The sequence below is a fragment of the Streptomyces sp. NPDC002888 genome, from assembly GCF_042888465.1.
Taxonomy (GTDB): domain Bacteria; phylum Actinomycetota; class Actinomycetes; order Streptomycetales; family Streptomycetaceae; genus Streptomyces.
In genome coordinates this window covers 276,822-299,769 of record NZ_JBIAPU010000007.1, presented here as the reverse complement: position 1 = coordinate 299,769, position 22,948 = coordinate 276,822, and the positions used below count along the sequence as shown (strand labels likewise).

The following is a 22,948-nucleotide window of genomic DNA, read 5'->3' as shown; positions in this document are numbered from 1 at the left end:
ATCAGCGCGAAGACCGAAGCGAAGAGGAGCTGCGCGACGTGAGTGTCGTACCCGCCGAGGTTGTGCCGGGTGGTGCCCGGGCCGCGCAGTCGACGGCCCCGGCCCCGGCCGAGCTCGGGCCGCGTGCGCGGCTGTGGCCGTCGCTGGTGGCCGTGTACCGGGCGCAGCTGTCCCGGGCGCGGGTGGCGCGCATCCCGTTGCTGTTCGTGGCGACCTTCCAGTCGGTCGGCATCCTGATCATGATGCGCGGGGTCGTGGACGGCGGGAGCGAGGCGGAGGCCGTGGTGGCCGGGTCGGCGGTCCTCGTCGTCGCGTTCGTCGCGCTGAACCTGCTCGCGCAGTACTTCGGGCAGCTGCGGGCGAGCGGGGGCCTCGACCACTACGCCACCCTGCCGGTGCCGCCGGCGGCGGTCGTACTGGGCGCGGCGGGGGCGTACGCCTCCTTCACCGTGCCCGGGACCGTGGTGACCGCCGTGTTCGGGTGCGCGCTGTTCGGGCTGCCGCTGACGCACCTGTGGGTACTCCTCGCGGTGATCCCGCTCGCGGGCGCCGCGCTGTCCGGGCTCGGCGCGGCCTTCGGGCTGCTCGCGCCGCGGCCGGAGCTGGCCACGCTGCTCGGGCAGTTGGGCATGTCGGCGGCGCTGCTCCTCGGGGTGCTGCCGGCCGACCGGATGCCGGAGGTGGTGCGGTTCGCGCGGGACCTGCTGCCGTCGACGTACGGCGTGGAGGCCCTGGCACGCACCTTCGGACCGCATCCCGACTGGGCGTTCGTGCTCGGTGACCTCGCCGTGTGCGCCGGGGTCGGTGTGGTCTCGCTGGCCGTCGCGACCTGGGCGTACCGTCGGGCCGCCGTCCGGTGACGCGCCGCACCGGCGCGCCTGGCACGATGTCAGGGTGACCGCACCACTGACTCCGCCTCCGCACGAACCGTCCTCGCAGGCCGCGCATTCCGCGCAGTCCTCGTCGCACCAGCCGTGGCCGCCGGCGCCCGCCGGGCATACGGGTGTGGCTTCAGCGCCGCATGACGCCGCGTACGGACAGGACGGGCCCGGGATGAAGACCGAAGTGCGAGAGGCCGCCGTGGTCACCGTGGTGGTGGCGCTCTGCGGGGCGCTGCTCGGGGTGCTGTGGTGGTGGCTGGCGCCGCAGGTGCAGCTGATCGGTGCCGTGGTGGAGGGCGGCTGGGTCGTCCTGGTCAAGGACACCGAGGGCGAGCAGGCCGTGGGCGTCGACGGAACGTTCACTCTGTTGGCGTTGGCGTTCGGAGCGGTGAGTGCCGTGGCCGTGTTCCTGTGGCGGCGCCGCGGGGGAGTGCCGCTGGTGGTGGCGCTGGCCGTCGGGGGGCTGCTCGGGTCGTTCCTGGCGTGGCGGGTCGGGGTGTGGCTCGGACCCACGTCGGATGTGATCGCCCACGCGAAGCAGGTGGGCAAGGGGGTGACATTCTCGGCGCCGCTGCGGCTTGGCGCGAAGGGGGCGTTGCTCGCTTGGCCGCTGGCGGGGTTGCTGGTGCATGTGGGGCTTACGGCGTTGTTCGGGCCTCGGGATCCTGAGGTGGAGCAGTTGCCGCCGTACGGGGGACAGTCGGCCTGAAATTCAGGCGCCCGGTGCTGGTGTGGGGGCTGGGTGGGTGCTGACGGGGTGCCGCCGTTCTTTGGGTCGGGAGCCGCCCCAGCGGCACGACTGCCCGCAGCTAGTGCCCCGACAGGCAACGTTCGCCCCGTCGCGACGCCCGGCACGCCCTCTCGCCGCACCGGCCGAAAACCCAAGTACATCCAGTACGAGGGCTTCCGGCCGGCACGCCGAGAGCACGCTCCCCCACTCTCGGCTTCGCTCGAGCGGGAGGGACCCCCACGACGCCGCTCCTTGACGGGCAAACGTTGCCTGCCGGGGCACTAGGGCGTCATGAACGGCCGATCGGAGCCAGCACCGCGTTCGTCAGCTTGGTCAACGCGTCCGGGTCCAGCTCCACCTCCAGGCCGCGGCGGCCCGCCGAGACGCAGATCGTGGCGTGGGTCGAAGCAGACGCGTCCAGGACGGTGGGGAGTTTCTTGCGCTGGCCCAGGGGAGAGATGCCGCCCCGCACATAGCCGGTGGTGCGTTCCGCGAGGGTCGGGTCGGCCATGGTCGCCCGCTTGCCGCCCACCGCCGATGCCAGGGCCTTGAGGTCCAGGGAGCCGGCCACCGGGACCACGGCCACCGTGAGGGTGCCGTCGACGTCCGCCACGAGGGTCTTGAAGACGCGGTCGGGGGAGACGCCCATCGCCTCGGCCGCCTCCTCGCCGTACGAGGGGTGGGAGGGGTCGTGCTCGTAGGCGTGGACCGTGTGGTCCACGCCCGCCGCCGTCAGCGCCACCGTCGCGGGCGTGCCGCCCGACTGCTGCTGCTTCTTCGCCTTCTTCGCCATCGAAGGTCCCCCGGCCTCAGTTCAGACTCGTCGGGCCGCGCGTCAGCTCCGACGCGGGCAACGACGGCAGATTACGGATGATCGCCGTCTCCGAGCGAAGGAGTTTCAGCTCGTCGCGCAGGCGGGACGCCGTGTCCGGGGCCTGGAGCAGGCGCTGCTTCGTCGGGGTGTCCAGCATCACCGCGGCCGCGACCAGGTACGACACCACGGACGGCTCGTCGGGCAGCTCCGCACCGCCCGTCAGTGACCGCTCCCGCGCACCCGCCAGGCGCTTCTGGTACTGGCGGAAGGCCCGCAGTACGCCCTCCGCGATCGCCCCGGCCTCGTCGCCCGGCTCCTCCGCCAGCTCCTCGAGCTCCGCCGTCAGGTAGGGGCCCGACGCGTCCACCGACAGCAGCCGCACCCGGGTGGTCCCCGTCGCCAGCACCTCGAAGGTGCCGTCGGGGCGCTCCCGGATCGTCGCCGCGTCGGCGATGCAGCCGACGCCGTGGAACGCCTTGGCCGGATCCGCGCCGAAACCGGCCGCCGGGCCGCGTTCGGGCAGCGTCGTCTGGTCGGGCATGCCGGGCGAGGCGGGGGCCACTTCGTGGCCGTCGCGGATCGCCACGACGGCGAACCGGCGCGGTTCGTCCTCGGGGGCCTTCAGGAGCTCGCGCATCATGGCGCGATAGCGCTCCTCGAAGACGTTGAGCGGGAGCACGAGCCCCGGGAACAGTACCGAGTTCAGGGGGAAGAGCGGCAGACGGACGGTGGTCACGACGCAAGAGCCTAATGGCCCAGAGCGCGCGCGTGTCCGCCGTGCCCACTCCTCGGATGCCACGGGGCGGGCGTGAGCCCGTGCGCGACCGCATCGCGCACCTCCTCCTGGACCGTCAGGAAGCGGGTCAACGCGTCGTCCGACTCCCAATCCCAGGGGAACGACGTGGCGTACGGCCCCGTCAGACGCAGCTGCTCCAGGGCGTCCGTCCAACGGTTCAGCCGGGCCAGGACGTACGTCAGCAGGTTCCGCAGCTCGGCCGACCACGGGTCGGCCGCCGGGAACCGGGCGGAGAGCACGATCGCCCGGTCGGCCGCCGCGTCCAGCCGCTCGCGCGGCACGCCCGGCCCGCAGCCGTCACTCAGGTAGGAGAAGGCCGCCAGCGCCGGCAGCGCCTGCACGAGCGCGTCCTCGGGTGCGTCCTGGGCGGCCCGGTCGGCGAAGTTCATGCACTCGCGGTGCGAGCCGTGCCAGGCGGACGCCAGATACCGCAGGGCCGCCACGTGACAGCCGAAGTGGTGCGGGGCCCGGCGGACCGCCGCCTCCCACAGTTCCTCGAAGTACCTGTGGCCCGCCCGGGCGCCGCGCGCGTGGTCCAGCGCGATCCGCCACGGCACCGGGTCGCGGTGGTCGCCCTGCGCGGCGGCCGTGATCAGGGGGCTCAGCTCGCGCAGCAGTTCGGCCCGGGCCGGCGACCCCCAGGCGCGGTCCACGGCCAGCTGGGCGGCGACCACCAGGGAGTCGGGGTCGTGCGGGGTGGCGGCGCGCCAGCGGTCGAGCCACTCGGGGCGTGAGCGGGCGAAGGCGGCGAGCCGGGTCGCGTACCGGTCGCGCTCCTCCCACTCGGCTCTCTTCCGGGTGACGGCGAGCAGCTCGGCGGCGGGCTCGTACGCGCCCCGCCCGGCCGCCACCAGGGCGGGTCCGAGACGGCCGTCGGGCGCGTCGAGGAGCACCTCGTCGTCGGCCGGGGCCGGCGCGACGGCGGGGCGCGCGAGGGTCCTGGTCATCCGGGACGCGCGGATGAACGGGGGCAGCAGAGCCATGGTGTCAACCATTGAAAAGCCGCAGGTCGGGGCGGCGCCAGGGGGTTCACACAACCTGCGGAAAGTTGTACGCGGAGCAGTCAAGGGACAGTAAAAGGTGAGTGTTCTTCATGTGTTGGTCCCTCCTGTGTCCCTTCACCTCCCCGGGGTTTCAAGGGCCTTCGAGGGCGCTCAACTGCGCCGCAGCAACCGCGTCGCGCCCGCCGCCACCGTCGTCGCCAGAATCCAGCCGAGCAGGATCAGTGCCGCGGCCAGCCACTGCCGGCCGCCGCGCAGCTCCCACTGGCCGACCTGGCCCAGATCGATGACCGGCAGGAGCAGGTCGAGGGCGAAGAGGGCCGGGTTCCACGGAGGGTGGCCCTCGCCCTTCGCCGGGGGAGGGGCGGAGTGTGCGAAGGCCAGGGAGCCCGCCGCCCACAGCACCGCCATCCACACCGCGGCCCGGCCCGGCCGGTAGCCGTAGGCCACCGTCCAGTCCTGCACGAACCCCCACAGCTTCGCGGCCGGCGGCAGCGTCTCGCGGCGGCGGCGCTGCTTGGCCAGCAGCACCTCGCGGGCGTCCTCGTCCTCGCCGCCCGCCCGCAGCACGGCGGCGAGACGCTCGTACGGCTCCGGGTTGTACTCGGCGGTCGCCGCGGACACCCACTCCAGTCGCTCGGCCAGCGGGAACGGGCCCCGCGGCACCAGGTTCTCGTACGTGAAGCCGCCCATGTGCAGGTTGCCCGGCCCCGGCCAGCTGTTCGCCCGGTCGACGAGGTTGACCACCCGTGCGCCCGACAGCACGACGCCCCCGCGCAGGGGCCGCTCCCCGAGGAAGCGCAGCTCGGGCGTCTGCACGCGGCGCAGCGACAGCTCCTGCTCGTCCGTGAAGGTGAACCGGGCCTGCTGGAGGTCCACGGCGTCGCCGAACCGCCCGTCGTCCAGGCGCACCCCGCCCTGGCACTCGAACCGCTGGATCCGCGTGCCGCGCGCCGGGGTCGTACCGCTGAGGGTCTGCCCGCCGATGCCGGCCGGGGTCAGGTATAACGTGCGCTCCACGGTCAGCTGCGGGGCGTTCAGCGCGAGCCGGGAGTACGGGTTGACGAGCTTCGCGCCGCGCAGGCTCAGCGAGACGCCGACGGTGGCGCTGCGCAGGCTCAGCTCGCCGTGCGACTCGAGGAGTTCGGCCTGGAGGTCCTGGCCCACGGTCATGCCGTCGCCTGCGATCGAGCGGCCGCTGCGGTCGCGGTACACGATCGCCTGGTTGAGCAGCAGATCCGTGCCTATGTGCGCGTCGGTCAGCCGTACGCCGTTGTGGAAGCGGCAGCGCGGCAGGTGCAGGTCGCCCTCCGTGTGCACCCGGGCCGCCTCCAGGCGCGGCACCGAGCAGTCCACCAGGCGCACGGTCGTGAAACGCGCTTCCGGCAGCAGCACCTCCCGCTCGAACCGGCAGCGCTTCAGCTCGACGTAGGGCACCACCGTGCCGCCCGCCAGGTCCAGGGTGCCGCTGATCTGCACGCCGGTGAGCTTCAGCGACGACACGCGTCCCGCGAGCGCGGGCGGGCCGTCGAGCAGCAGCCAGGCGACGATGCGGGCCCGCACGGTCCGGGCCGGCCGCCACGGATGCCCGCCGTGCGGATCGTCGACGACCGTGTCCCCGCTGCTCAGGTCGTACACCGTGCCGTTGCGGAACGCCTGCCACATGCCGGCCTCGGTGGCGGTCAGTTCGTCCGGCAGGTCGCTGCCGTCCCGGATGCCGGCACTGTCGGTCACTCTTTCAGCTCCTTCGGTCACAGATTGTGTTCGTACAACCGTTCATGCCCGCTGAGTGGCGCCCTGAACGCTCAAGGTGAAGGGGATCTTCCGGGTTCCGGCCACGTTCTGTATCAGCCATTGATACGCGCGGACGACCCGCATCCGGGTTCTGAGAGAATTGAGCCCGTGCTGCGATATTCCTTCCTGGCCCGAATCGATCTGCGCGGCGGCGCCCTCCCCGAGGGACCCGCCCTGCGCGACCTGCTGCCCCGAGCCGACTTCGACGTCTCGGCCGCCCTCGAGAAGGTGCGTCCGATCTGCGAGGCCGTGCATCATCGGGGCGACGCGGCGCTGATCGACTTCGCCGAGAAGTTCGACGGAGTGCTGCTGGAATCCGTACGGGTGCCGGCCGAGGCCCTGGTCAAGGCCCTCGCGGAGCTCGACCCGGCCGTCCGCGCGGCCCTGGAGGAGTCCATCCGCCGCGCCCGTCTCGTCCACCGCGAGCAGCGCCGTACGACCCACACGACCCAGGTCGTCCCCGGCGGCTCGGTGACCGAGAAGTGGGTGCCGGTCGAGCGCGTCGGGCTCTACGCCCCCGGCGGCCGGTCGGTCTACCCGTCCTCCGTGGTCATGAACGTCGTACCGGCTCAGGAGGCCGGCGTCGAGTCCATCGCGCTCGCCTCCCCGGCCCAGGCCGAGTTCGACGGGCTGCCGCACCCGACGATCCTCGCCGCGTGCGCGCTGCTGGGCGTCGACGAGGTCTACGCGGCCGGCGGCGCCACCGCCGTCGCGATGTTCGCGTACGGCACCGAGTCCTGCGCGCCCGCGAACATGGTCACCGGCCCCGGCAACATCTGGGTCGCCGCCGCCAAGCGCTACTTCACCGGCAAGATCGGCATCGATGCCGAGGCCGGCCCGACCGAGATCGCGATCCTCGCGGACTCCACCGCCGACCCCGTGTACATCGCCTCCGACCTGATCAGCCAGGCCGAGCACGACCCGCTCGCGGCCGCCGTCCTCGTCACCGACTCGACCGAGCTCGCCGACGCGGTGGAGAAGGAGCTGGAGCCTCAGGTCGCGGCCAGCAAGCACGTCGACGACCGGATCGTCCCCGCCCTGAAGGGCAGGCAGTCCGCGATCGTCCTGGTCGACGGCGTCGACGAGGGCCTGCGGGTGGTCGACGCGTACGGCGCCGAGCACCTGGAGATCCAGACGGCGGACGCCGCCGCCGTGGCCGACCGCGTGAAGAACGCGGGCGCGGTCTTCGTCGGCCCCTGGGCGCCCGTCTCGCTGGGCGACTACGCGGCGGGGTCCAACCACGTCCTGCCCACCGGCGGCTGCGCCTGCCACTCCTCGGGCCTGTCCGTCCAGTCCTTCCTGCGCGGCATCCACGTCGTCGACTACACGAAGGACGCGCTGGCCGAGGTCGCGCACCACGTGGTGACGCTGGCGGAGGCGGAGGACCTGCCCGCGCACGGCGCGGCGATCAAGGCGAGGTTCGGGTGGAAGGTACCGGCGAACAAGTGAACTTCGGAATCGACGATCTCCCCGTACGGGACGAGCTGCGCGGCAAGTCCCCCTACGGCGCGCCCCAGTTGGACGTCCCCGTACGGCTGAACACCAACGAGAACCCCTACTCGCTGCCCGAGCCGCTGGTCGAGCGGATCACCGAGCGGGTGCGCGAGGCGGCCCGGGATCTGAACCGCTACCCGGACCGGGACGCCGTCGAACTGCGCACCCAGCTCGCCAAGTACCTGACGGACACCTCCGGCCACGAGGTCGGCCTGGCCAACGTCTGGGCCGCCAACGGCTCCAACGAGGTCATCCAGCAGCTGCTGCAGACCTTCGCCGGGCCGGGCCGCACGGCGATCGGCTTCGAGCCGTCGTACTCCATGCACGGGCTCATCGCGCGCGGCACGGGCACGGGATGGATCTCCGGTCCGCGCAACGACGACTTCACCATCGATCTCGCGGCCGCCGAGAAGGCGATCGCCGAGAACAGGCCGGACGTCGTCTTCATCACGACCCCCAACAACCCCACGGGCAACGCGGTCCCGCCCGGGACGGTCCTCGCGCTGTACGAGGCCGCGCAGGCGGCCAAGCCGTCGATGGTGGTCGTGGACGAGGCGTACATCGAGTTCAGCCACGGCGACTCGCTGCTGCCGCTCATCGAAGGTCGGCCGAATCTCGTCGTCTCGCGGACGATGTCGAAGGCGTTCGGGGCTGCGGGCCTGAGGCTCGGCTACCTCGCCGCGCACCCCGCCGTCGTGGACGCCGTGCAACTCGTACGACTGCCCTACCACCTCTCGGCGATCACGCAGGCGACCGCTCTGGCCGCCCTGGAGCACACCGACACGCTGCTGAAGTACGTGGAGCAGCTGAAGGCCGAGCGGGACCGGCTGGTGAGCGAGCTGCGTGCCGTCGGTTACGAGGTCGTGGAGTCCGACGCGAACTTCGTGCAGTTCGGCCGGTTCGAGGACTCCCACACGGTCTGGCAGAAGATCCTCGACCGGGGCGTCCTGGTCCGGGACAACGGCATCCCGGGATGGCTGCGGGTCAGCGCCGGAACCCCCGAAGAGAACGACGCGTTCCTCGACGCGGTCCGTGAACTACTGAGCTTTGTGGGGGACACCCCCACACCCCCGAAGGAGCAGAGCACATGAACCGCGTGGGACGCGTGGAGCGAGTGACGAAGGAGACGTCGGTCCTCGTCGAGATCGACCTCGACGGGTCCGGCAAGGTCGACGTGTCGACCGGCGTCGGCTTCTACGACCACATGCTCGACCAGCTCGGCCGGCACGGTCTGTTCGACCTGACTGTGAAGACCGAGGGCGACCTGCACATCGACTCGCACCACACCATCGAGGACACCGCCCTCGCACTCGGCGCCGCGTTCAAGCAGGCGCTCGGCGACAAGGTGGGCATCTACCGCTTCGGCAACTGCACGGTCCCGCTGGACGAGTCCCTCGCCCAGGTCACCGTCGACCTCTCCGGCCGCCCCTACCTCGTGCACACCGAGCCCGAGAAGATGGCGCCGATGATCGGCGAGTACGACACCACGATGACCCGGCACATCCTGGAGTCCTTCGTCGCCCAGGCCCAGATCGCCCTGCACGTGCACGTGCCGTACGGGCGCAACGCGCACCACATCGTGGAGTGCCAGTTCAAGGCGCTGGCGCGGGCCCTGCGCTACGCCAGCGAGCGCGACCCGCGCGCGGCCGGCATCCTCCCCTCCACGAAGGGCGCGCTGTGAACGGGCTGTCCACCATCCTGATCGTCGTCGGTCTCTTCCTGGTCGGCGGCATCATTTCCTTCGTCAAGCAGCAGATGCCGAAGAACCTGATAGTGCTGCTGTCGATCGCCGCCGGGATGTGTCTCGTAGCGGGCGTCATGAGGCTGGAGGTGTGGAATTGAGCGCCGCTTCCAAGCGAGTCGTCGTCTTCGACTACGGCTTCGGCAACGTCCGCTCCGCCGAGCGTGCCCTCGCGCGCGCGGGGGCCGACGTCGAGATCACGCGTGACTACGACAAGGCCATGAACGCGAACGGCCTGCTGGTGCCGGGCGTCGGCGCCTTCGCCGCCTGCATGAAGGGCCTGACCGACGCGCGCGGGGACTGGATCATCGACCGTCGGCTGTCCGGCGGCCGCCCCGTCATGGGCATCTGCGTCGGCATGCAGATCCTCTTCGCACGCGGCATCGAGCACGGAGTCGAGACCGAGGGCCTCGACGAGTGGCCCGGCGCCGTCGAGCCGCTCCAGGCCGACATCGTGCCCCACATGGGCTGGAACACCGTCGAGGCACCGGCCGACTCCCAGCTGTTCGCCGGCCTGGACGCGGACGCGCGCTTCTACTTCGTGCACTCCTACGCCGTCCACGACTGGAGCCTGGAGACGCACAACGCGGCGATCCGGGCCCCGAAGGTGACCTGGTCGACGCACGGCAAGCCCTTCGTGGCGGCCGTCGAGAACGGCGCCCTGTGGGCCACGCAGTTCCACCCCGAGAAGTCCGGCGACGCCGGTGCCCAGCTCCTCACCAACTGGATCGGAACACTGTGAGCAAGCTCGAACTCCTCCCCGCCGTCGACGTCCGCGACGGCCAGGCCGTCCGCCTCGTGCACGGCGAGTCGGGCACCGAGACCTCCTACGGCTCCCCGCTCGAGGCCGCCCTCGCCTGGCAGCGCTCGGGCGCCGAGTGGCTGCACCTGGTCGACCTGGACGCCGCGTTCGGCACCGGCGACAACCGGGCCCTGATCGCCGAGGTGACCAAGGCCATGGACATCAAGGTGGAGCTGTCCGGCGGCATCCGCGACGACGCCACCCTCGCCGCCGCCCTGGCCACCGGCTGCACGCGCGTGAACCTCGGCACCGCCGCCCTGGAGACCCCCGAGTGGGTCGCCAAGGTCATCGCCGAGCACGGCGACAAGATCGCCGTCGGTCTCGACGTCCGCGGCACGACCCTGCGCGGCCGCGGCTGGACCCGCGACGGCGGCGACCTCTACGAGACGCTGGAGCGCCTCGACAAGGAGGGCTGCGCCCGGTACGTGGTGACGGACATCGCCAAGGACGGCACCCTCCAGGGCCCCAACCTGGAGCTGCTGAGGAACGTGTGCGCGGCGACCGATCGCCCGGTCGTGGCCTCCGGTGGCGTGTCGTCGCTCGACGACCTGCGGGCCATCGCCGAACTGGTACCTCTCGGTGTCGAGGGCGCCATCGTAGGGAAGGCGCTGTACGCGAAGGCGTTCACCCTTGAAGAGGCCTTGGAGGCGGTAGCCCAGTGAGCGACGTACGACGCGTGACGACCGGCGCGCCCTGGGAGGAGAGCTTCGGCTACTCCCGCGCGGTGGAGCTGCCCAACGGTCTGGTGCTGGTTTCCGGCTGCACCTCGATAGTGGACGGCGAGATCGCCGGAGGCGGTCCGTACGAGCAGGCGATCAACGCCTTCAACGTCGCGTTCGCGGCGCTGGAGGAACTGGGTCTCGGCCGCGACGACGTCGTGCGCACGCGCATGTACATCACCCACGCCCGGGACGTGGACGACATCGGACGCGCCCACAAGGAGCTGTTCGAATCCGTCCGCCCGGCCGCGTCCCTGGTCATCGTCTCCGGCTTCGTCGACCCCAGCCTGGTCGTCGAGGTCGAGGTGGAGGCGTTCCGAGGAGTCACCGCATGACTTTGGCCGTACGAGTCATCCCCTGCCTGGACGTGGACAACGGGCGGGTCGTCAAGGGCGTCAACTTCCAGAACCTGCGCGACGCGGGCGACCCCGTCGAGATGGCGAAGGTGTACGACGCCGAGGGCGCCGACGAGCTGACGTTCCTGGACATCACCGCCTCGTCGGGCAACCGCGAGACGACGTACGACGTGGTGCGCCGCACGGCCGAGCAGGTGTTCATCCCGCTGACGGTCGGCGGCGGCGTGCGCGCGCCCGAGGACGTGGACAAGCTGCTGCGGGCGGGCGCCGACAAGGTGGGCGTGAACACCGCCGCCATCGCCCGTCCCGACCTGATCCGTGAGATCGCCGAGCGCTTCGGCCGGCAGGTGCTGGTGCTGTCGGTCGACGCCCGCCGCACCGAGTCCGGCACCTTCGAGGTCACCACGCACGGCGGCCGTCGGGGCACGGGCATCGACGCCGTCGAGTGGGCCCACCGGGCCGCCGAACTCGGCGCCGGCGAGATCCTGCTCAACTCGATGGACGCGGACGGCACCAAGGACGGCTACGACCTGGAAATGATCGCCGCTGTCCGCAAGCACGTGACGGTTCCGGTGATCGCCTCCGGCGGCGCCGGCAAGCTCGCCGACTTCCCGCCGGCCATCGGGGCGGGAGCGGACGCGGTGCTCGCGGCCTCCGTGTTCCACTTCGGCGACCTGCGGATCGGGCAGGTGAAGGAGACGCTGCGTAAGGCGGGACACCCCGTGCGGTGACGCAGCCCGGTGTGAGGTAAGCCCCGGCCACCAGGTGACCGGGGCTTACCTGTGCGCAGACGTGAAAGAGAAGTTGCGCAAAATATGTTGTGCAACTTTTCTTTTGCATCTAGCGTCAAGCCATGGAGAAGAAGGAGCGGGACCGCCGCATCACCGACCTAGGCACGCTCAAGGCCCTCGCCCACCCGCTGCGGATGCGGCTCTACCGCGGACTGACCATCGCCCGCGTCGCCACCGCCTCCCAGCTCGCCGACCAGGTCGACGAGGCGGTGTCGCTGGTCAGCTACCACCTGCGCAAGCTGGCCGAGCACGGACTCATCGAGGAGGCGGAGCCGCAGAGCGCCGACGGCAGGGAGCGCTGGTGGCAACCCGCCTCGGACGGGGTGAGCATCCGCGACGAGGACTTCCGCGACGCCCCCGAGAAGGCGGCCGCGCACACGGCGGCCAGCCGGCTCTTCTTCGAACAGCGCGCCGACCTGTACCGGCGCTTCCTCGACGAACGGGTCCACTGGGGCGACCCGTGGAACACGGCCGCCGAATCCAGCGAGGCGGTCCTGCGGTTGACGCCGGACGAACTGAAAGAGCTCGACAAGGAGCTGCTCGCCCTCGTACGCAGGTACGACGAGCACGGCCGGGCCGCCGAAGCCGCCGGTGACACCGAGGGCCGGGAGAACGTCGCGGTGCACACGTACACCTTCCCCTTCCGGACCTGATCCGGTGCCCGAGAGGACCACGCAGATGCCGTCGACCCTCAGACCCACGGCCCCCGTCGCCCAGACCGTCGAACGCGCCGCCCACCGGGACCCCAACGTCCTGCGCTGGCTCGGCGGATACACCTCGTCGGCGATCGGCGACAACGTCTACTACATGGCCCTGTCCTGGGCGGCCGTACAGGCAGGCACCCCCGCACAGGCCGGCCTGGTGACGGCGGTCAGCGCCGTGCCGCGCGCCCTGCTCATGCTCGGCGGGGGCGTGGTCGCCGACCGCTACGGGCCGCGCCGGGTGGTCGTCGGCAGCACCGGCGTGCGCTGCGCCCTGGTTCTCGCCGCGGCGTCACTCCTGCTCGTCACCAGCCCCGGCCTGTGGGTGCTGGGCGCGGTGGCCGTCCTCTTCGGGATCGTCGACGCCGTCTTCCTGCCCGCCGCGGGCGCCCTCCCCGCGCGGATCACCGGCCGCGGTCAGCTCGCCCGGGTCCAGGGCATGCGCGGCCTCGCCGTCCGCCTCGCGAACGTCCTCGGCGGACCCCTGGGCGGCATCGGCGTCGCCCTCGGCGGCACCGCGGGCGCGTTCGGACTCGCCGCGCTGCTGATCGGCGCGTCCCTGCCGCTGCTGCTGACCGTGCGAGTGGGGCAGTTGCCCCACGACGACGAGAAGACGCGCGCTGCCGTCTTCGCCGAACTGCGGGACGGGCTGCGGCACATCCGGCACGACCGGGTGCTGTTCCCGCTGGTCCTCGCCATCGCCCTCGGCGACCTCGGGTTCGTCGGGCCCATGAACCTCGGGCTGACCCTCCTCGCCCAGGAGCGCGGCTGGGGCTCGTCCGGCATGGGCTGGGTGCTCGCCGGGTTCGGCGTCGGCGCCGGGGCCGCCTCGTTCCTGCTCGCCTGGCGCGGGCGGGTGGCCCGCGCGGGACGCGTGATGGCCGTGACGAGCATCGCCGGTGCCGTGACCATCGGCGCCCTCGCCCGGGTGCCGTCGGTCGCCGGAGCGGCCGGCGTGGCCCTGCTCGTCGGGCTCCTCGCCGGGCTGTCGGGTGCCCTGGCCGGGGCCCTGGTGCAGGCCAGGGCGGGTGCCGCCTACGTCGGCCGCGTCACCTCGGTCTCCACCCTGGTCAGCTTCGGCGTCGCCCCGCTCACCTTCCCGGTGGTCGGCTGGGCGGTCGAGCTGTGGGGCACCGGCCCGGTCTTCACCGCCTGCGCCGCGGTCTGCGCCCTGAGCGGCGCCGTGACCCTCGCCTCCGCCCCCCTGCGCCGCGCGGAACTGCCCCGCTGAGCCCCTCAGCCCTTCGGCTGCGTCAGCTGCACCAGATTGCCCACCGTGTCGTCGAGTACGGCCGCGACGACCGGCCCCTGCTCCTGCGGGGCCTGCGTGAAGTGGACGCCCAGGCCGTGCAGCCGCTCGTACTCCGCGTCGAGGTCGTCCACGGAGAAGACGATGCAGGGCAGGCCGGCCTCGCGCAGCGCCCTTCGGTACGGCTCCGCGATGGGGCCCTGGCCGGGCTCCAGCAGCAACTGGAGGTCCGGCTGGGCCCCCTCGGGCGCACCGACGGTGACGAACAGCGTGCCGCCGCCCAGATCCATGTGGATGCGGGTCTCGAAGCCGAGGACGTCCGTGTAGAACGCGTGGGCCTTCGCCACGTCGTCGACGTACACGCCGGTCATCGCGACCTTGATCATGAGGTGCCTCTTTCAGGGCTGTTCGGCGGTGCTTCTCAGATCCCGAGCTGTTTCGCCTCGTGCACCTTGGCGATGGCGTCCTCGTCGCCGTCGAGCCCCACCTTCGCGGCGCTCTGCCGGCCGTAGAGGAACAACAGCAGCTCCGCCGGCTCGCCCGTCACCGTCACGACCGGCGTGCCGCGGTGGGCGACCACCGTACGGCCGTCCGGGCGGCGCAGCACCAGGCCCGTCGGGGAGCCGCGGCCCATCAGGCGGGCGGTGCGCTCCAGGCGCGACCACAGGGCGTCCTGGAAGACCGGGTCCAGCTCGCGCGGCGTCCAGTCCGACTGGGCACGGCGCACGTCCTCCGTGTGGACGTAGAACTCGATGATGTTCGACGCCTCGTCGATCTGCTTGAGCTGGAAGGGTGAGAAGCGCGGCGGGCCCGTACGGATCAGCTGGACCAGCTCCTCGTACGGCTTGTCCGTGAACTCCTCCATCACCTTGTCCAGGCGGGAGGCGAGCTGCTTGATCAGTATTCCGCCGGCCGCGTCGGGGCGGCGCTCACGCACCACCACGTGCGCGGCGAGCTCGCGGGTCCGCCAGCCCTCGCACAAGGTGGGGGCGTCGGGACCGGCGGTCTCCAAGAGGTCGGCGAGAAGGAGCCGTTCACGCTTGGCGAAGGTCGACATGCGGCCAGCCTACGACCGCGTACGGGGTCCGCCCACCCGTCACCCGACCACCACCCCTCACCGAGGCGCTTCGCGCCGCCCCTTTCCATCCAGTGGACACCACGCCGGGCTTGTCAGTGGCGCGCGGCACAATGGCACCCATGACCAGCACGTCCCGCCAGCCGAGCCGGCTGGCCCCCGAGATCGCCGCGCGCCTCAAGCGCAGCCCCGACGGGCTCCTCCCCGCCATCGCCCAGCAGTACGACACCGGTGAGGTGCTCATGCTCGGCTGGATGGACGACGAGGCGCTGCACCGCACGCTCACCACCGGCCGCTGCACGTACTGGTCGCGCAGCCGCCGGGAGTACTGGGTCAAGGGCGACACCTCCGGCCACTTCCAGTGGGTCAAGTCCGTCGCCCTCGACTGCGACGCCGACACCGTGCTCGTCAAGGTCGACCAGGTAGGCGCCGCCTGCCACACCGGCGCCCGGACCTGCTTCGACGTCGACGTGCTCCTGAAGGACGCCGAGGGCGCCGATTCCGGCGTACCGGCCGGGGATCAGTAAGGTCAGCCGCCATGGACCTCGAGACGTTCCGCAAGCTGGCCACCGACCGTCGGGTCATCCCGGTCACCCGCAAGCTCCTCGCCGACGGCGACACCCCGGTCGCGCTCTACCGCAAGCTCGCCGCCGAGCGCCCGGGCACGTTCCTGCTGGAGTCCGCGGAGAACGGCCGCTCGTGGTCCCGGTACTCCTTCGTCGGAGTCCGCTCGGCGGCGACCCTCACCGCGCGTGACGGCCAGGCCCACTGGCTCGGCGTCCCGCCCGTCGGCGTCCCCGTCGACGGCGACCCCCTCGCCGCCCTGCGCGCCACCATCGAGGCCCTGCACACCCCGCACCAGGAGGGCCTGCCGCCCTTCACCGGCGGCATGGTCGGCTACCTCGGCTACGACATCGTGCGCCGCCTGGAGAAGATCGGCCCCGGCGAGCGCGACGACCTGAAGCTGCCCGAGCTGACCATGCTCCTCACCAGCGACCTCGCCGTCATGGACCACTGGGAGGGCTCCGTCCTGCTGATCGCCAACGCGATCAACCACAACGACCTCGACACGGGCGTCGACGAGGCGTACGCGGACGCGGTCGCCCGCCTCGACGCCATGGAGGCGGACCTCTCGCGCGCGGTGGCCCAGCCCCCCGCCGTCCTCCCGCCCTCCGAACTCCCCGCGTACTCCGCGCTCTGGGGCGGCCCCGACTTCCGGGAGGCCGTCGAGGACATCAAGGAGCGCATCCGCGCGGGCGAGGCCTTCCAGGTCGTCCCCTCCCAGCGCTTCGAAACGCCGTGCACCGCGAGCGCGCTGGACGTCTACCGGGTGCTGCGCGCGACCAACCCGTCGCCGTACATGTACCTCTTCCGCTTCGAAAAGTTCGACGTCGTCGGCTCGTCGCCCGAGGCGCTGGTGAAGGTCGAGGACGGGCAGGCGATGGTCCACCCCATCGCCGGCACCCGGCACCGCGGCGCGACCCCGCAGGAGGACCAGGCCCTCGCCGACGAACTCCTCGCCGACCCCAAGGAACGCGCCGAGCACCTCATGCTGGTCGACCTCGGACGCAACGACCTGGGGCGGGTCTGCGAGCCCGGTTCGGTCGAGGTCGTCGACTTCATGTCCGTCGAGCGGTACTCGCACGTCATGCACATCGTCTCGACGGTGACCGGCAGGGTCGCCGCGGGCCGCACGGCCTTCGACGTCCTCACCGCCTGCTTCCCGGCCGGCACCCTCTCCGGCGCGCCCAAGCCCCGCGCGATGCAGATCATCGACGAACTCGAGCCCTCCCGGCGCGGCCTGTACGGCGGCTGCGTCGGCTACCTCGACTTCGCCGGCGACTCCGACACCGCCATCGCCATCCGCACGGCCCTCCTGCGGGACGGCACCGCCTACGTCCAGGCCGGCGCCGGCATCGTCGCCGACTCCGACCCGGTCGCCGAGGACACCGAATGCCGCAACAAGGCGGCAGCGGTCCTCCGCGCCGTCCACACGGCCAACCGACTCGGCAAGTAGGGCGCTTACGGGAAAGTGGGGCGCTTCTCACGTGAGCCCCGGGTGACGGTTCGCCCGGGGTTCAGGCGATAGTGGAGTACGTGACTGCTGTACCTGACCCCCGTTCCGAAGCCGCCGCCCCCGCCCGGTCCGGCCGCCGGAGTCTTGCCCTCGCCCTGCTGTGCGGTGCGCTGGGCGCGGCCGTGGCCCTGCTCGCGACCCGGCAGAGCTGGTCGGAGGGCACGGCGACGGTGGCCGGCGGATCCTTCCCCCTGACCGCCAAGGGCAGCGACGTCACCGGCGTCCCCGCGGCGCTCGCCATAGTGGGCCTCGCCGCACTCGTCGCCGTCTTCGCCGTCCGCAGGGCCGGCCGCCACCTGGTCGCCGCCGTGCTCGCGCTCTCCGGCGTCGGGACGATCGTCGCGGCCCTCCTCGGTGCCTCCGACAGCTCCGCCCTCGACGATCAGGCCGCGAAGGCCTCCGGCGACACCACGTCCACCGTGACCGCCTTCAGCCACACCGCCTGGCCGTACGTCGCTGCGGCGGCCGGCGTCCTCCTCCTCCTCGCCGGCCTGCTCGCCCTGCGCTACGGCCGTCTGTGGCCCGCGATGTCCGGCCGCTACGAGCGCGCCGGCGCCCCCCGCCCGCGCCGCGCGGCCCCGGCCGTCGACCCCGACCGTCCCGAGGACCTGTGGAAGGCGCTGGACCGGGGCGAGGACCCGACGGGCATGGATCCGGCGTAGCGGAGCATCGCCCGTCAGCACCGGCGCTCCCGATGTGGTGAACCAGACACGGTCGGAACGCACCCCCGCTCGGGGCACGCGCGCGGGTACGGGACAATGGACCGCGTCCGGCTCCGACACGCCGGCTCAGACACGTACGACACGTACACAGCAACGAGGAGCAAGTCATGGCGGGCAGCAGCCACGGACACACCCCGGCCGCCTGGACCGGTGTCACCATCGCCATCATCGGTTTCGCCGTCGCCGGCACGTTCATGGTCATGGCGGAACCACTGGGCTTCTGGGCCGGCATGGTGATCGTGGTTCTCAGCCCTGTCGTCGGCGGCATCATGCGGTCCATGGGCCTCGGCCAGCCGAAGACGGTCCACCCGGTGCACCAGGTCTCGGCGACGCCCGAGCCGGCGAGCGTCGAGGGCTGACCTCCCCGCTGCTGCGCGAAGGGGCGGTCCGGCGCCGTGGGTGCCGGGCCGCCCCTTCGCGCGCGTGTGCGGCCGGGCGGGGCACAATGCGAGACGTGAACGCCGACAGCCAGAAAGTGGTGCCGCCGCCCCCACCGCCGTCGCCTCCGCCGGCCACCGGGACCGTCCTGGGGCGCCTCGCCGTCCCCGCCGGGGTACTCGCGGCCGTCGCCGGGGCCTTCGCCTACGTCGGAGCCGTCGACCCCAACGAGCCGGGCCATTACCCCGTCTGCCCCCTCCTGCGCTACACCGGCGTCTACTGCCCCGGCTGCGGCGGGCTGCGCAGCGCGCACGCGTTCATTCACGGGGACTTCCTGACCGCGCTGCAGGACAACGCGGCGGCCGTCGTCGCCTACCTGGGCTTCGCCGTGCTGTGGACCGTCTGGGTGGTCCGCGCGGTGCGCGGGCGGCCACTGCGGGTCGATGTCGGGCCGGTGCACCTGTGGACCTTCGGCGCGTTGCTACTGGTCTTCACCGTTGTCCGGAACCTGCCGTTCGGTGGCTGGCTGCACCCTTGATCAATGGCGGAATGTCCAGGTATTGGGACCGGCGTCGGCCTGATGCGAGGCCTGCGCCATCCTCCGGATACCATCGCAGTGACCATGGGTTTCGGCTGCCGGAACCGCTTGAACAGTCAACCGTCTGGAAGGGGGCCGCTCGCGTGAGTGTGCTCGACGAGATCATCGACGGAGTCCGTGCCGACCTCGCGGAGCGGCAGGCGCGCGTCAGCCTCGACGAGCTCAAGGAGCGCGCGGCCAAGGCTCCCGCCGCCAAGGACGGAGTGGCCGCGCTGAAGGGCGACGGCGTCAAGGTGATCTGCGAGGTCAAGCGCTCCAGCCCCTCCAAGGGCGCGCTGGCCGCGATCGCCGACCCGGCGGGCCTGGCCGCCGACTACGAGGCGGGCGGCGCCGCCGTCATCTCCGTCCTCACCGAACAGCGCCGCTTCGGCGGCTCGCTGGCCGACCTGGAAGCCGTCCGCGCGCGCGTGGACATCCCCGTCCTGCGCAAGGACTTCATCGTCACGGCGTACCAGCTGTGGGAGGCCCGGGCCTACGGCGCCGACCTCGCGCTGCTGATCGTGGCCGCCCTCGAGCAGCCCGCCCTGGAGTCCCTGATCGAGCGCGCCGTCTCCATCGGCCTCACCCCGCTCGTCGAGGTGCACGACGAGGACGAGGTCGAGCGCGCGGTGGACGCGGGCGCCAAGGTGATCGGCGTCAACGCGCGCAACCTCAAGACGCTCGAGGTCGACCGGGGCACCTTCGAGCGGATCGCCCCCGAGATCCCCACCAACCTCGTCAAGATCGCCGAGTCCGGCGTCCGCGGCCCGCACGACCTCATCGCCTACGCCAACGCCGGCGCCGACGCCGTCCTCGTGGGCGAGTCCCTCGTCACCGGCCGCGACCCCAAGACCGCGGTCGCCGACCTGGTGGCAGCGGGCGCACATCCCGCACTGCGCCAGGGCCGGGACTGAACTCCCGGTAGAGTTGGCCCCGATGACGCCTGTGACCACCATGACAGCCACGGACCGCTACGCCCGCCTCGCGCGCGGCTGCCGTCCGCGGGGCTGCCGCGCCCCCGCCCGCCGGGTGCACGGCCGCCGGGTCCGGTACGTCATCGGCGACGAACCTGGCCAGGTGAACGGCATGCGATGGCAGCGCCCCTTCAGGGGCGCGGGGCAGTGCCCGATCTTGCGGCTCCGCCGCGTGGGCGCGACGAGCCACACTCGGCCCGAGGCCGACTGACAAGCCCCGGCCCCCACGGCGATTCGGTTGTCCACAACAACTCACCGTGAGGTTTCCGCATGCCCAGCGAGTTCTTCATCCCTGACCCGGAGGGTCAGGTCCCCAGCACCGACGGCTACTTCGGCGCCTTCGGCGGCAAGTTCATCCCGGAGGCCCTCGTCGCCGCCGTGGACGAGGTCGCCGTCGAGTACGACAAGGCCAAGGCCGACCCCGAGTTCGCCCGCGAGCTCGACGACCTGCTCACCCACTACACCGGCCGCCCCAGTGCCCTCACCGAGGTGCCCCGGTTCGCCGAACACGCCGGTGGCGCCCGCGTCTTCCTCAAGCGCGAGGACCTGAACCACACCGGATCCCACAAGATCAACAACGTGCTCGGTCAGGCCCTGCTCACCAAGCGCATGGGCAAGACCCGCGTCATCGCCGAGACCGGCGCCGGTCAGCACGGCGTCGCCACCGCCACCGCCTGCGCGCTGTTCGGCCTCGAGTGCACCATCTACATGGGCGAGATCGACACCAAGCGCCAGGCCCTCAACGTGGCCCGTATGCGCATGCTCGGTGCCGAGGTCGTCGCCGTGAAGTCCGGCAGCCGGACGCTGAAGGACGCGATCAACGAGGCCTTCCGCGACTGGGTCGCCAACGTCGACCACACCCACTACCTGTTCGGCACCGTGGCCGGCCCGCACCCCTTCCCGGCCATGGTCCGTGACTTCCACCGCGTCATCGGCGTCGAGGCCAGACGCCAGCTCCTCGAGCGCGCCGGGCGGCTGCCCGACGCGGCCGTAGCCTGTGTCGGCGGCGGCTCCAACGCCATCGGCCTCTTCCACGCCTTCATCCCGGACGCCTCCGTCCGCCTCGTCGGCTGCGAGCCGGCCGGCCACGGCGTCGAGACCGGCGAGCACGCGGCCACCCTCACCGCCGGCGAGCCCGGCATCCTGCACGGGTCGCGCTCCTACGTCCTCCAGGACGACGAGGGCCAGATCACCGAGCCGTACTCGATCTCGGCCGGCCTGGACTACCCCGGCATCGGCCCCGAGCACTCCTACCTCAAGGACAGCGGCCGCGCCGAGTACCGCGCGGTCACCGACGACGCGGCCATGCAGGCCCTGCGCCTGCTGTCGCGGACCGAGGGCATCATCCCGGCCATCGAGAGCGCCCACGCGCTCGCCGGGGCCCTGGAGGTCGGCCGGGAGCTCGGCAAGGACGGGCTGATCGTGATCAACCTGTCCGGCCGCGGCGACAAGGACATGGACACCGCCGCCCGCTACTTCGGCCTGTACGACACCGACGCCGAGGTCGCCGAGGACGCCACCGGCACCGCCGAGATCGAGGGGGACGCCAAGTGAGCGGCAACATCCAGCTGTTGAGCGACACTCTCGCCACCGCCAAGGCGGAGGGCCGCTCCGCCCTCATCGCCTACCTCCCGGCCGGGTTCCCGACCGTGGACGGCGGCATCGAGGCGATCAAGGCCGCCTTCGACGGCGGCGCCGACGTCGTCGAGGTGGGCCTGCCGCACAGCGACCCCGTCCTGGACGGCCCGGTCATCCAGACCGCCGACGACATCGCCCTGCGCGGCGGCGTCAGGATCGCCGACGTGATGCGCACCGTCCAGGAGGCCCACCAGGCCACCGGGAAGCCGGTGCTCGTGATGACGTACTGGAACCCCATCGACCGCTACGGCGTCGAGCGCTTCACCGCCGAACTCGCCGCGGCGGGCGGCGCCGGGGCGATCCTGCCCGACCTGCCCGTGCAGGAGGCGGCCCTGTGGAGGGAGCACGCCGAGAAGCACGGCCTCGCGACGGTCTTCGTCGTGGCGCCGAGCAGCAAGGACGAGCGGCTCGCCAAGATCACCGCGGCGGGCAGCGGCTTCGTCTACGCCGCCTCGCTGATGGGCGTCACCGGCACCCGTGAGTCGGTGGGCGCGCAGGCGGAGGACCTGGTGGGCCGCACCCGGGCCGCCGGCGACCTGCCCGTCTGCGTCGGCCTCGGCGTCTCCAACGCCGAGCAGGCCGCCGAGGTCGCCGGCTTCGCCGACGGTGTGATCGTCGGTTCGGCCTTCGTCAAGCGGATGCTGGACGCCCCGGACGACGCGGCCGGTGTCGAGGCCGTCCGCGAACTCGCCGGTGAGCTGGCGAAGGGCGTGCGCGGGCAGGCGTAAGAGAGCGGGAGATTTCACGCGGGTCCCTCGTACGAGTGGACCTGGGACCGGGGAGGCGCGCTGCGCCTCCCCGGTTCGTTCTGGGGGTGTGAGCGAGAAGAATCGTGAAGGGAAGCGCACCGCCCGGGAGCGGCTGGCGGTCGAGCGCGAGAAGCAGAAGTCCGCGGAGCGGCGGCGCCGGACGCTGATCGTCGGCGCGAGCGTGGTGTGCGTGCTGGGCTTGGCCGCGGTCGTCGGAGTCCTCGCCGCGAACGCGGGCAAGGACAAGGGCGGCGACAAGGCCGGCCCGGTCGTGGCGCCCTCCGGGGCGCAGGGCAAGGACGCCCTCGCGCTGCCCGTCGGCAAGGAGAAAGCCAAGTCCAAGCTCATCGTGTGGGAGGACTTCCGCTGCCCCGCCTGTAGAGGCTTCGAAAACGCCTACCGCTCGACGATCCACAAGCTGACCGACGCCGGAAAGCTGAAGGCCGAGTACCACCTGGCCACGATCATCGACGGCAACATGGGCGGCAGCGGCTCCCGAAAGGCGGCCAACGCCGCGGCCTGCGCCCAGGACGTCGGCAAGTTCCCGGCGTACCACGACGTGCTGTACGAGAACCAGCCCCCGGAGACGGACGACGCCTACGCCGACAATGCCAAGCTCATTGAGCTGGCCGGGAAGGTAGACGGACTCGTCACCCCCGCGTTCCGCACCTGCGTGGAGGACGGCACGCACGACAGCTGGGTCGACAAGTCCAGCCAGGCCTTCCAGAAGAGCGGCTTCACCGGCACACCGACCGTCCTGCTCAACGGCACCAACATCTACCAGGACCAGGCGCTGACACCGGCGAAGCTGAAGCAGATGGTGGAGAAGGCCGACAAGCGGTGAGTGTTTCTCACCGGCCCGTTATGGAGCCGTAGCCGGGCTGCCTGC

General features: G+C 72.0%; 28 protein-coding genes. 22 read left to right on the top strand and 6 right to left on the bottom strand.

Translation table 11 applies throughout. From position 1 onward, the window contains the following. The first annotated feature begins 38 nt into the window (after positions 1–38). Together ACFYWX_RS14615 and ACFYWX_RS14610 are read left to right on the top strand one after the other, a co-directional pair. Positions 39–860, top strand: a complete 822-nt coding sequence (locus tag ACFYWX_RS14615) for an ABC transporter permease (protein WP_389424348.1) — start codon at positions 39–41, stop codon at positions 858–860. A gap of 34 nt (positions 861–894) precedes the next feature. Beyond that, a complete protein-coding gene (locus tag ACFYWX_RS14610; RefSeq protein WP_389424347.1) occupies positions 895–1,590 on the top strand; it encodes an AAA family ATPase in 696 nt (231 codons plus the stop codon). 310 nt (positions 1,591–1,900) lie between these two features. Here the strand turns inward: ACFYWX_RS14610 and ybaK are convergent, their stop codons facing one another. The 4 genes from ybaK to ACFYWX_RS14590 form a co-directional block, all read right to left on the bottom strand. Continuing rightward, positions 1,901–2,404, bottom strand: coding sequence for a Cys-tRNA(Pro) deacylase (gene ybaK, locus ACFYWX_RS14605; protein WP_389424346.1), 504 nt, complete (start codon positions 2,402–2,404; stop codon positions 1,901–1,903). Between the two features lie 16 nt (positions 2,405–2,420). Next, positions 2,421–3,161, bottom strand: a complete 741-nt coding sequence (locus ACFYWX_RS14600) for an LON peptidase substrate-binding domain-containing protein (RefSeq protein WP_389424345.1) — start codon at positions 3,159–3,161, stop codon at positions 2,421–2,423. A gap of 11 nt (positions 3,162–3,172) precedes the next feature. Further along, positions 3,173–4,216 carry a hypothetical protein gene (locus ACFYWX_RS14595; protein WP_389424344.1) on the bottom strand — a complete coding sequence of 348 codons (1,044 nt, stop codon included), beginning with the start codon at positions 4,214–4,216 and terminating at the stop codon, positions 3,173–3,175. A 159-nt stretch (positions 4,217–4,375) separates the two neighbouring features. Beyond that, positions 4,376–5,956 (bottom strand): oxidoreductase, encoded by a 1,581-nt coding sequence (locus ACFYWX_RS14590; protein ID WP_389424343.1) that lies wholly within the window; start codon positions 5,954–5,956, stop codon positions 4,376–4,378. 168 nt (positions 5,957–6,124) lie between these two features. Here ACFYWX_RS14590 and hisD point away from each other — a divergent pair, with 168 nt between their 5' ends. From hisD to ACFYWX_RS14540, 10 genes are all read left to right on the top strand, one after another. Continuing rightward, positions 6,125–7,465 carry a histidinol dehydrogenase gene (gene hisD, locus ACFYWX_RS14585; RefSeq protein ID WP_389424342.1) on the top strand — a complete coding sequence of 447 codons (1,341 nt, stop codon included), beginning with the start codon at positions 6,125–6,127 and terminating at the stop codon, positions 7,463–7,465. Next, a complete protein-coding gene (locus ACFYWX_RS14580) occupies positions 7,462–8,601 on the top strand; it encodes a histidinol-phosphate transaminase (protein WP_389424341.1) in 1,140 nt (379 codons plus the stop codon). The genes hisD and ACFYWX_RS14580 overlap by 4 nt, the downstream gene beginning before the upstream one ends. Then, positions 8,598–9,191, top strand: a complete 594-nt coding sequence (gene hisB, locus ACFYWX_RS14575) for an imidazoleglycerol-phosphate dehydratase HisB (RefSeq protein WP_030318918.1) — start codon at positions 8,598–8,600, stop codon at positions 9,189–9,191. Before ACFYWX_RS14580 ends, hisB begins: the two co-directional genes overlap by 4 nt. Then, entirely contained in the window at positions 9,188–9,352 is a 165-nt protein-coding gene (locus tag ACFYWX_RS14570; RefSeq protein ID WP_389424340.1) for a hypothetical protein, read from the top strand. Before hisB ends, ACFYWX_RS14570 begins: the two co-directional genes overlap by 4 nt. Continuing rightward, complete coding sequence (gene hisH, locus ACFYWX_RS14565) at positions 9,349–9,993, top strand: imidazole glycerol phosphate synthase subunit HisH (protein ID WP_389424339.1); 645 nt, start codon at positions 9,349–9,351, stop codon at positions 9,991–9,993. Before ACFYWX_RS14570 ends, hisH begins: the two co-directional genes overlap by 4 nt. After that, a complete protein-coding gene (gene priA / locus ACFYWX_RS14560; protein WP_389424338.1) occupies positions 9,990–10,715 on the top strand; it encodes a bifunctional 1-(5-phosphoribosyl)-5-((5-phosphoribosylamino)methylideneamino)imidazole-4-carboxamide isomerase/phosphoribosylanthranilate isomerase PriA in 726 nt (241 codons plus the stop codon). Before hisH ends, priA begins: the two co-directional genes overlap by 4 nt. Next, positions 10,712–11,107, top strand: a complete 396-nt coding sequence (locus ACFYWX_RS14555; RefSeq protein WP_389424337.1) for a RidA family protein — start codon at positions 10,712–10,714, stop codon at positions 11,105–11,107. The genes priA and ACFYWX_RS14555 overlap by 4 nt, the downstream gene beginning before the upstream one ends. Next, the gene (hisF, locus tag ACFYWX_RS14550) at positions 11,104–11,859 is read left to right on the top strand and encodes an imidazole glycerol phosphate synthase subunit HisF (RefSeq protein WP_389424336.1); all 756 of its coding nucleotides are present in this window, start codon (positions 11,104–11,106) and stop codon (positions 11,857–11,859) included. The genes ACFYWX_RS14555 and hisF overlap by 4 nt, the downstream gene beginning before the upstream one ends. Before the next feature lie 122 nt (positions 11,860–11,981). Continuing rightward, positions 11,982–12,572 carry an ArsR/SmtB family transcription factor gene (locus ACFYWX_RS14545; RefSeq protein ID WP_389424335.1) on the top strand — a complete coding sequence of 197 codons (591 nt, stop codon included), beginning with the start codon at positions 11,982–11,984 and terminating at the stop codon, positions 12,570–12,572. 25 nt (positions 12,573–12,597) lie between these two features. Then, a complete protein-coding gene (locus ACFYWX_RS14540; protein WP_389424334.1) occupies positions 12,598–13,851 on the top strand; it encodes an MFS transporter in 1,254 nt (417 codons plus the stop codon). Between the two features lie 5 nt (positions 13,852–13,856). Here the strand turns inward: ACFYWX_RS14540 and ACFYWX_RS14535 are convergent, their stop codons facing one another. Next, positions 13,857–14,255 (bottom strand): VOC family protein, encoded by a 399-nt coding sequence (locus ACFYWX_RS14535; protein ID WP_389424333.1) that lies wholly within the window; start codon positions 14,253–14,255, stop codon positions 13,857–13,859. Between the two features lie 35 nt (positions 14,256–14,290). Continuing rightward, positions 14,291–14,926: a TIGR03085 family metal-binding protein gene (locus tag ACFYWX_RS14530; protein WP_389424332.1), complete on the bottom strand. Its 636-nt coding sequence runs from the start codon at positions 14,924–14,926 to the stop codon at positions 14,291–14,293. 140 nt (positions 14,927–15,066) lie between these two features. Here ACFYWX_RS14530 and hisI point away from each other — a divergent pair, with 140 nt between their 5' ends. The 10 genes from hisI (at position 15,067) to ACFYWX_RS14480 (ending at position 22,903) form a co-directional block, all read left to right on the top strand. Beyond that, positions 15,067–15,471 (top strand): phosphoribosyl-AMP cyclohydrolase, encoded by a 405-nt coding sequence (gene hisI / locus ACFYWX_RS14525; RefSeq protein ID WP_389424331.1) that lies wholly within the window; start codon positions 15,067–15,069, stop codon positions 15,469–15,471. An 11-nt stretch (positions 15,472–15,482) separates the two neighbouring features. After that, positions 15,483–16,961, top strand: coding sequence for an anthranilate synthase component I (locus ACFYWX_RS14520; protein WP_389424330.1), 1,479 nt, complete (start codon positions 15,483–15,485; stop codon positions 16,959–16,961). A gap of 71 nt (positions 16,962–17,032) precedes the next feature. Beyond that, positions 17,033–17,683 carry a TIGR02234 family membrane protein gene (locus ACFYWX_RS14515; RefSeq protein WP_389424329.1) on the top strand — a complete coding sequence of 217 codons (651 nt, stop codon included), beginning with the start codon at positions 17,033–17,035 and terminating at the stop codon, positions 17,681–17,683. Between the two features lie 167 nt (positions 17,684–17,850). Next, positions 17,851–18,102 carry an HGxxPAAW family protein gene (locus ACFYWX_RS14510; RefSeq protein WP_389424328.1) on the top strand — a complete coding sequence of 84 codons (252 nt, stop codon included), beginning with the start codon at positions 17,851–17,853 and terminating at the stop codon, positions 18,100–18,102. 86 nt (positions 18,103–18,188) lie between these two features. Then, positions 18,189–18,659, top strand: coding sequence for a DUF2752 domain-containing protein (locus tag ACFYWX_RS14505; protein WP_389424327.1), 471 nt, complete (start codon positions 18,189–18,191; stop codon positions 18,657–18,659). Positions 18,660–18,802: 143 nt separating this feature from the next. Further along, entirely contained in the window at positions 18,803–19,612 is an 810-nt protein-coding gene (trpC, locus tag ACFYWX_RS14500) for an indole-3-glycerol phosphate synthase TrpC (RefSeq protein ID WP_389424326.1), read from the top strand. Positions 19,613–19,634: 22 nt separating this feature from the next. Beyond that, positions 19,635–19,883, top strand: coding sequence for a tryptophan biosynthesis modulator TrpM (gene trpM, locus ACFYWX_RS14495; RefSeq protein ID WP_389424325.1), 249 nt, complete (start codon positions 19,635–19,637; stop codon positions 19,881–19,883). Positions 19,884–19,942: 59 nt separating this feature from the next. Then, complete coding sequence (gene trpB / locus ACFYWX_RS14490) at positions 19,943–21,226, top strand: tryptophan synthase subunit beta (RefSeq protein ID WP_389424324.1); 1,284 nt, start codon at positions 19,943–19,945, stop codon at positions 21,224–21,226. Continuing rightward, entirely contained in the window at positions 21,223–22,038 is an 816-nt protein-coding gene (gene trpA / locus ACFYWX_RS14485) for a tryptophan synthase subunit alpha (protein ID WP_389424323.1), read from the top strand. The genes trpB and trpA overlap by 4 nt, the downstream gene beginning before the upstream one ends. Positions 22,039–22,126: 88 nt before the next feature. Next, the gene (locus ACFYWX_RS14480) at positions 22,127–22,903 is read left to right on the top strand and encodes a DsbA family protein (protein WP_389424322.1); all 777 of its coding nucleotides are present in this window, start codon (positions 22,127–22,129) and stop codon (positions 22,901–22,903) included. The last annotated feature ends 45 nt before the right edge of the window (positions 22,904–22,948 follow it).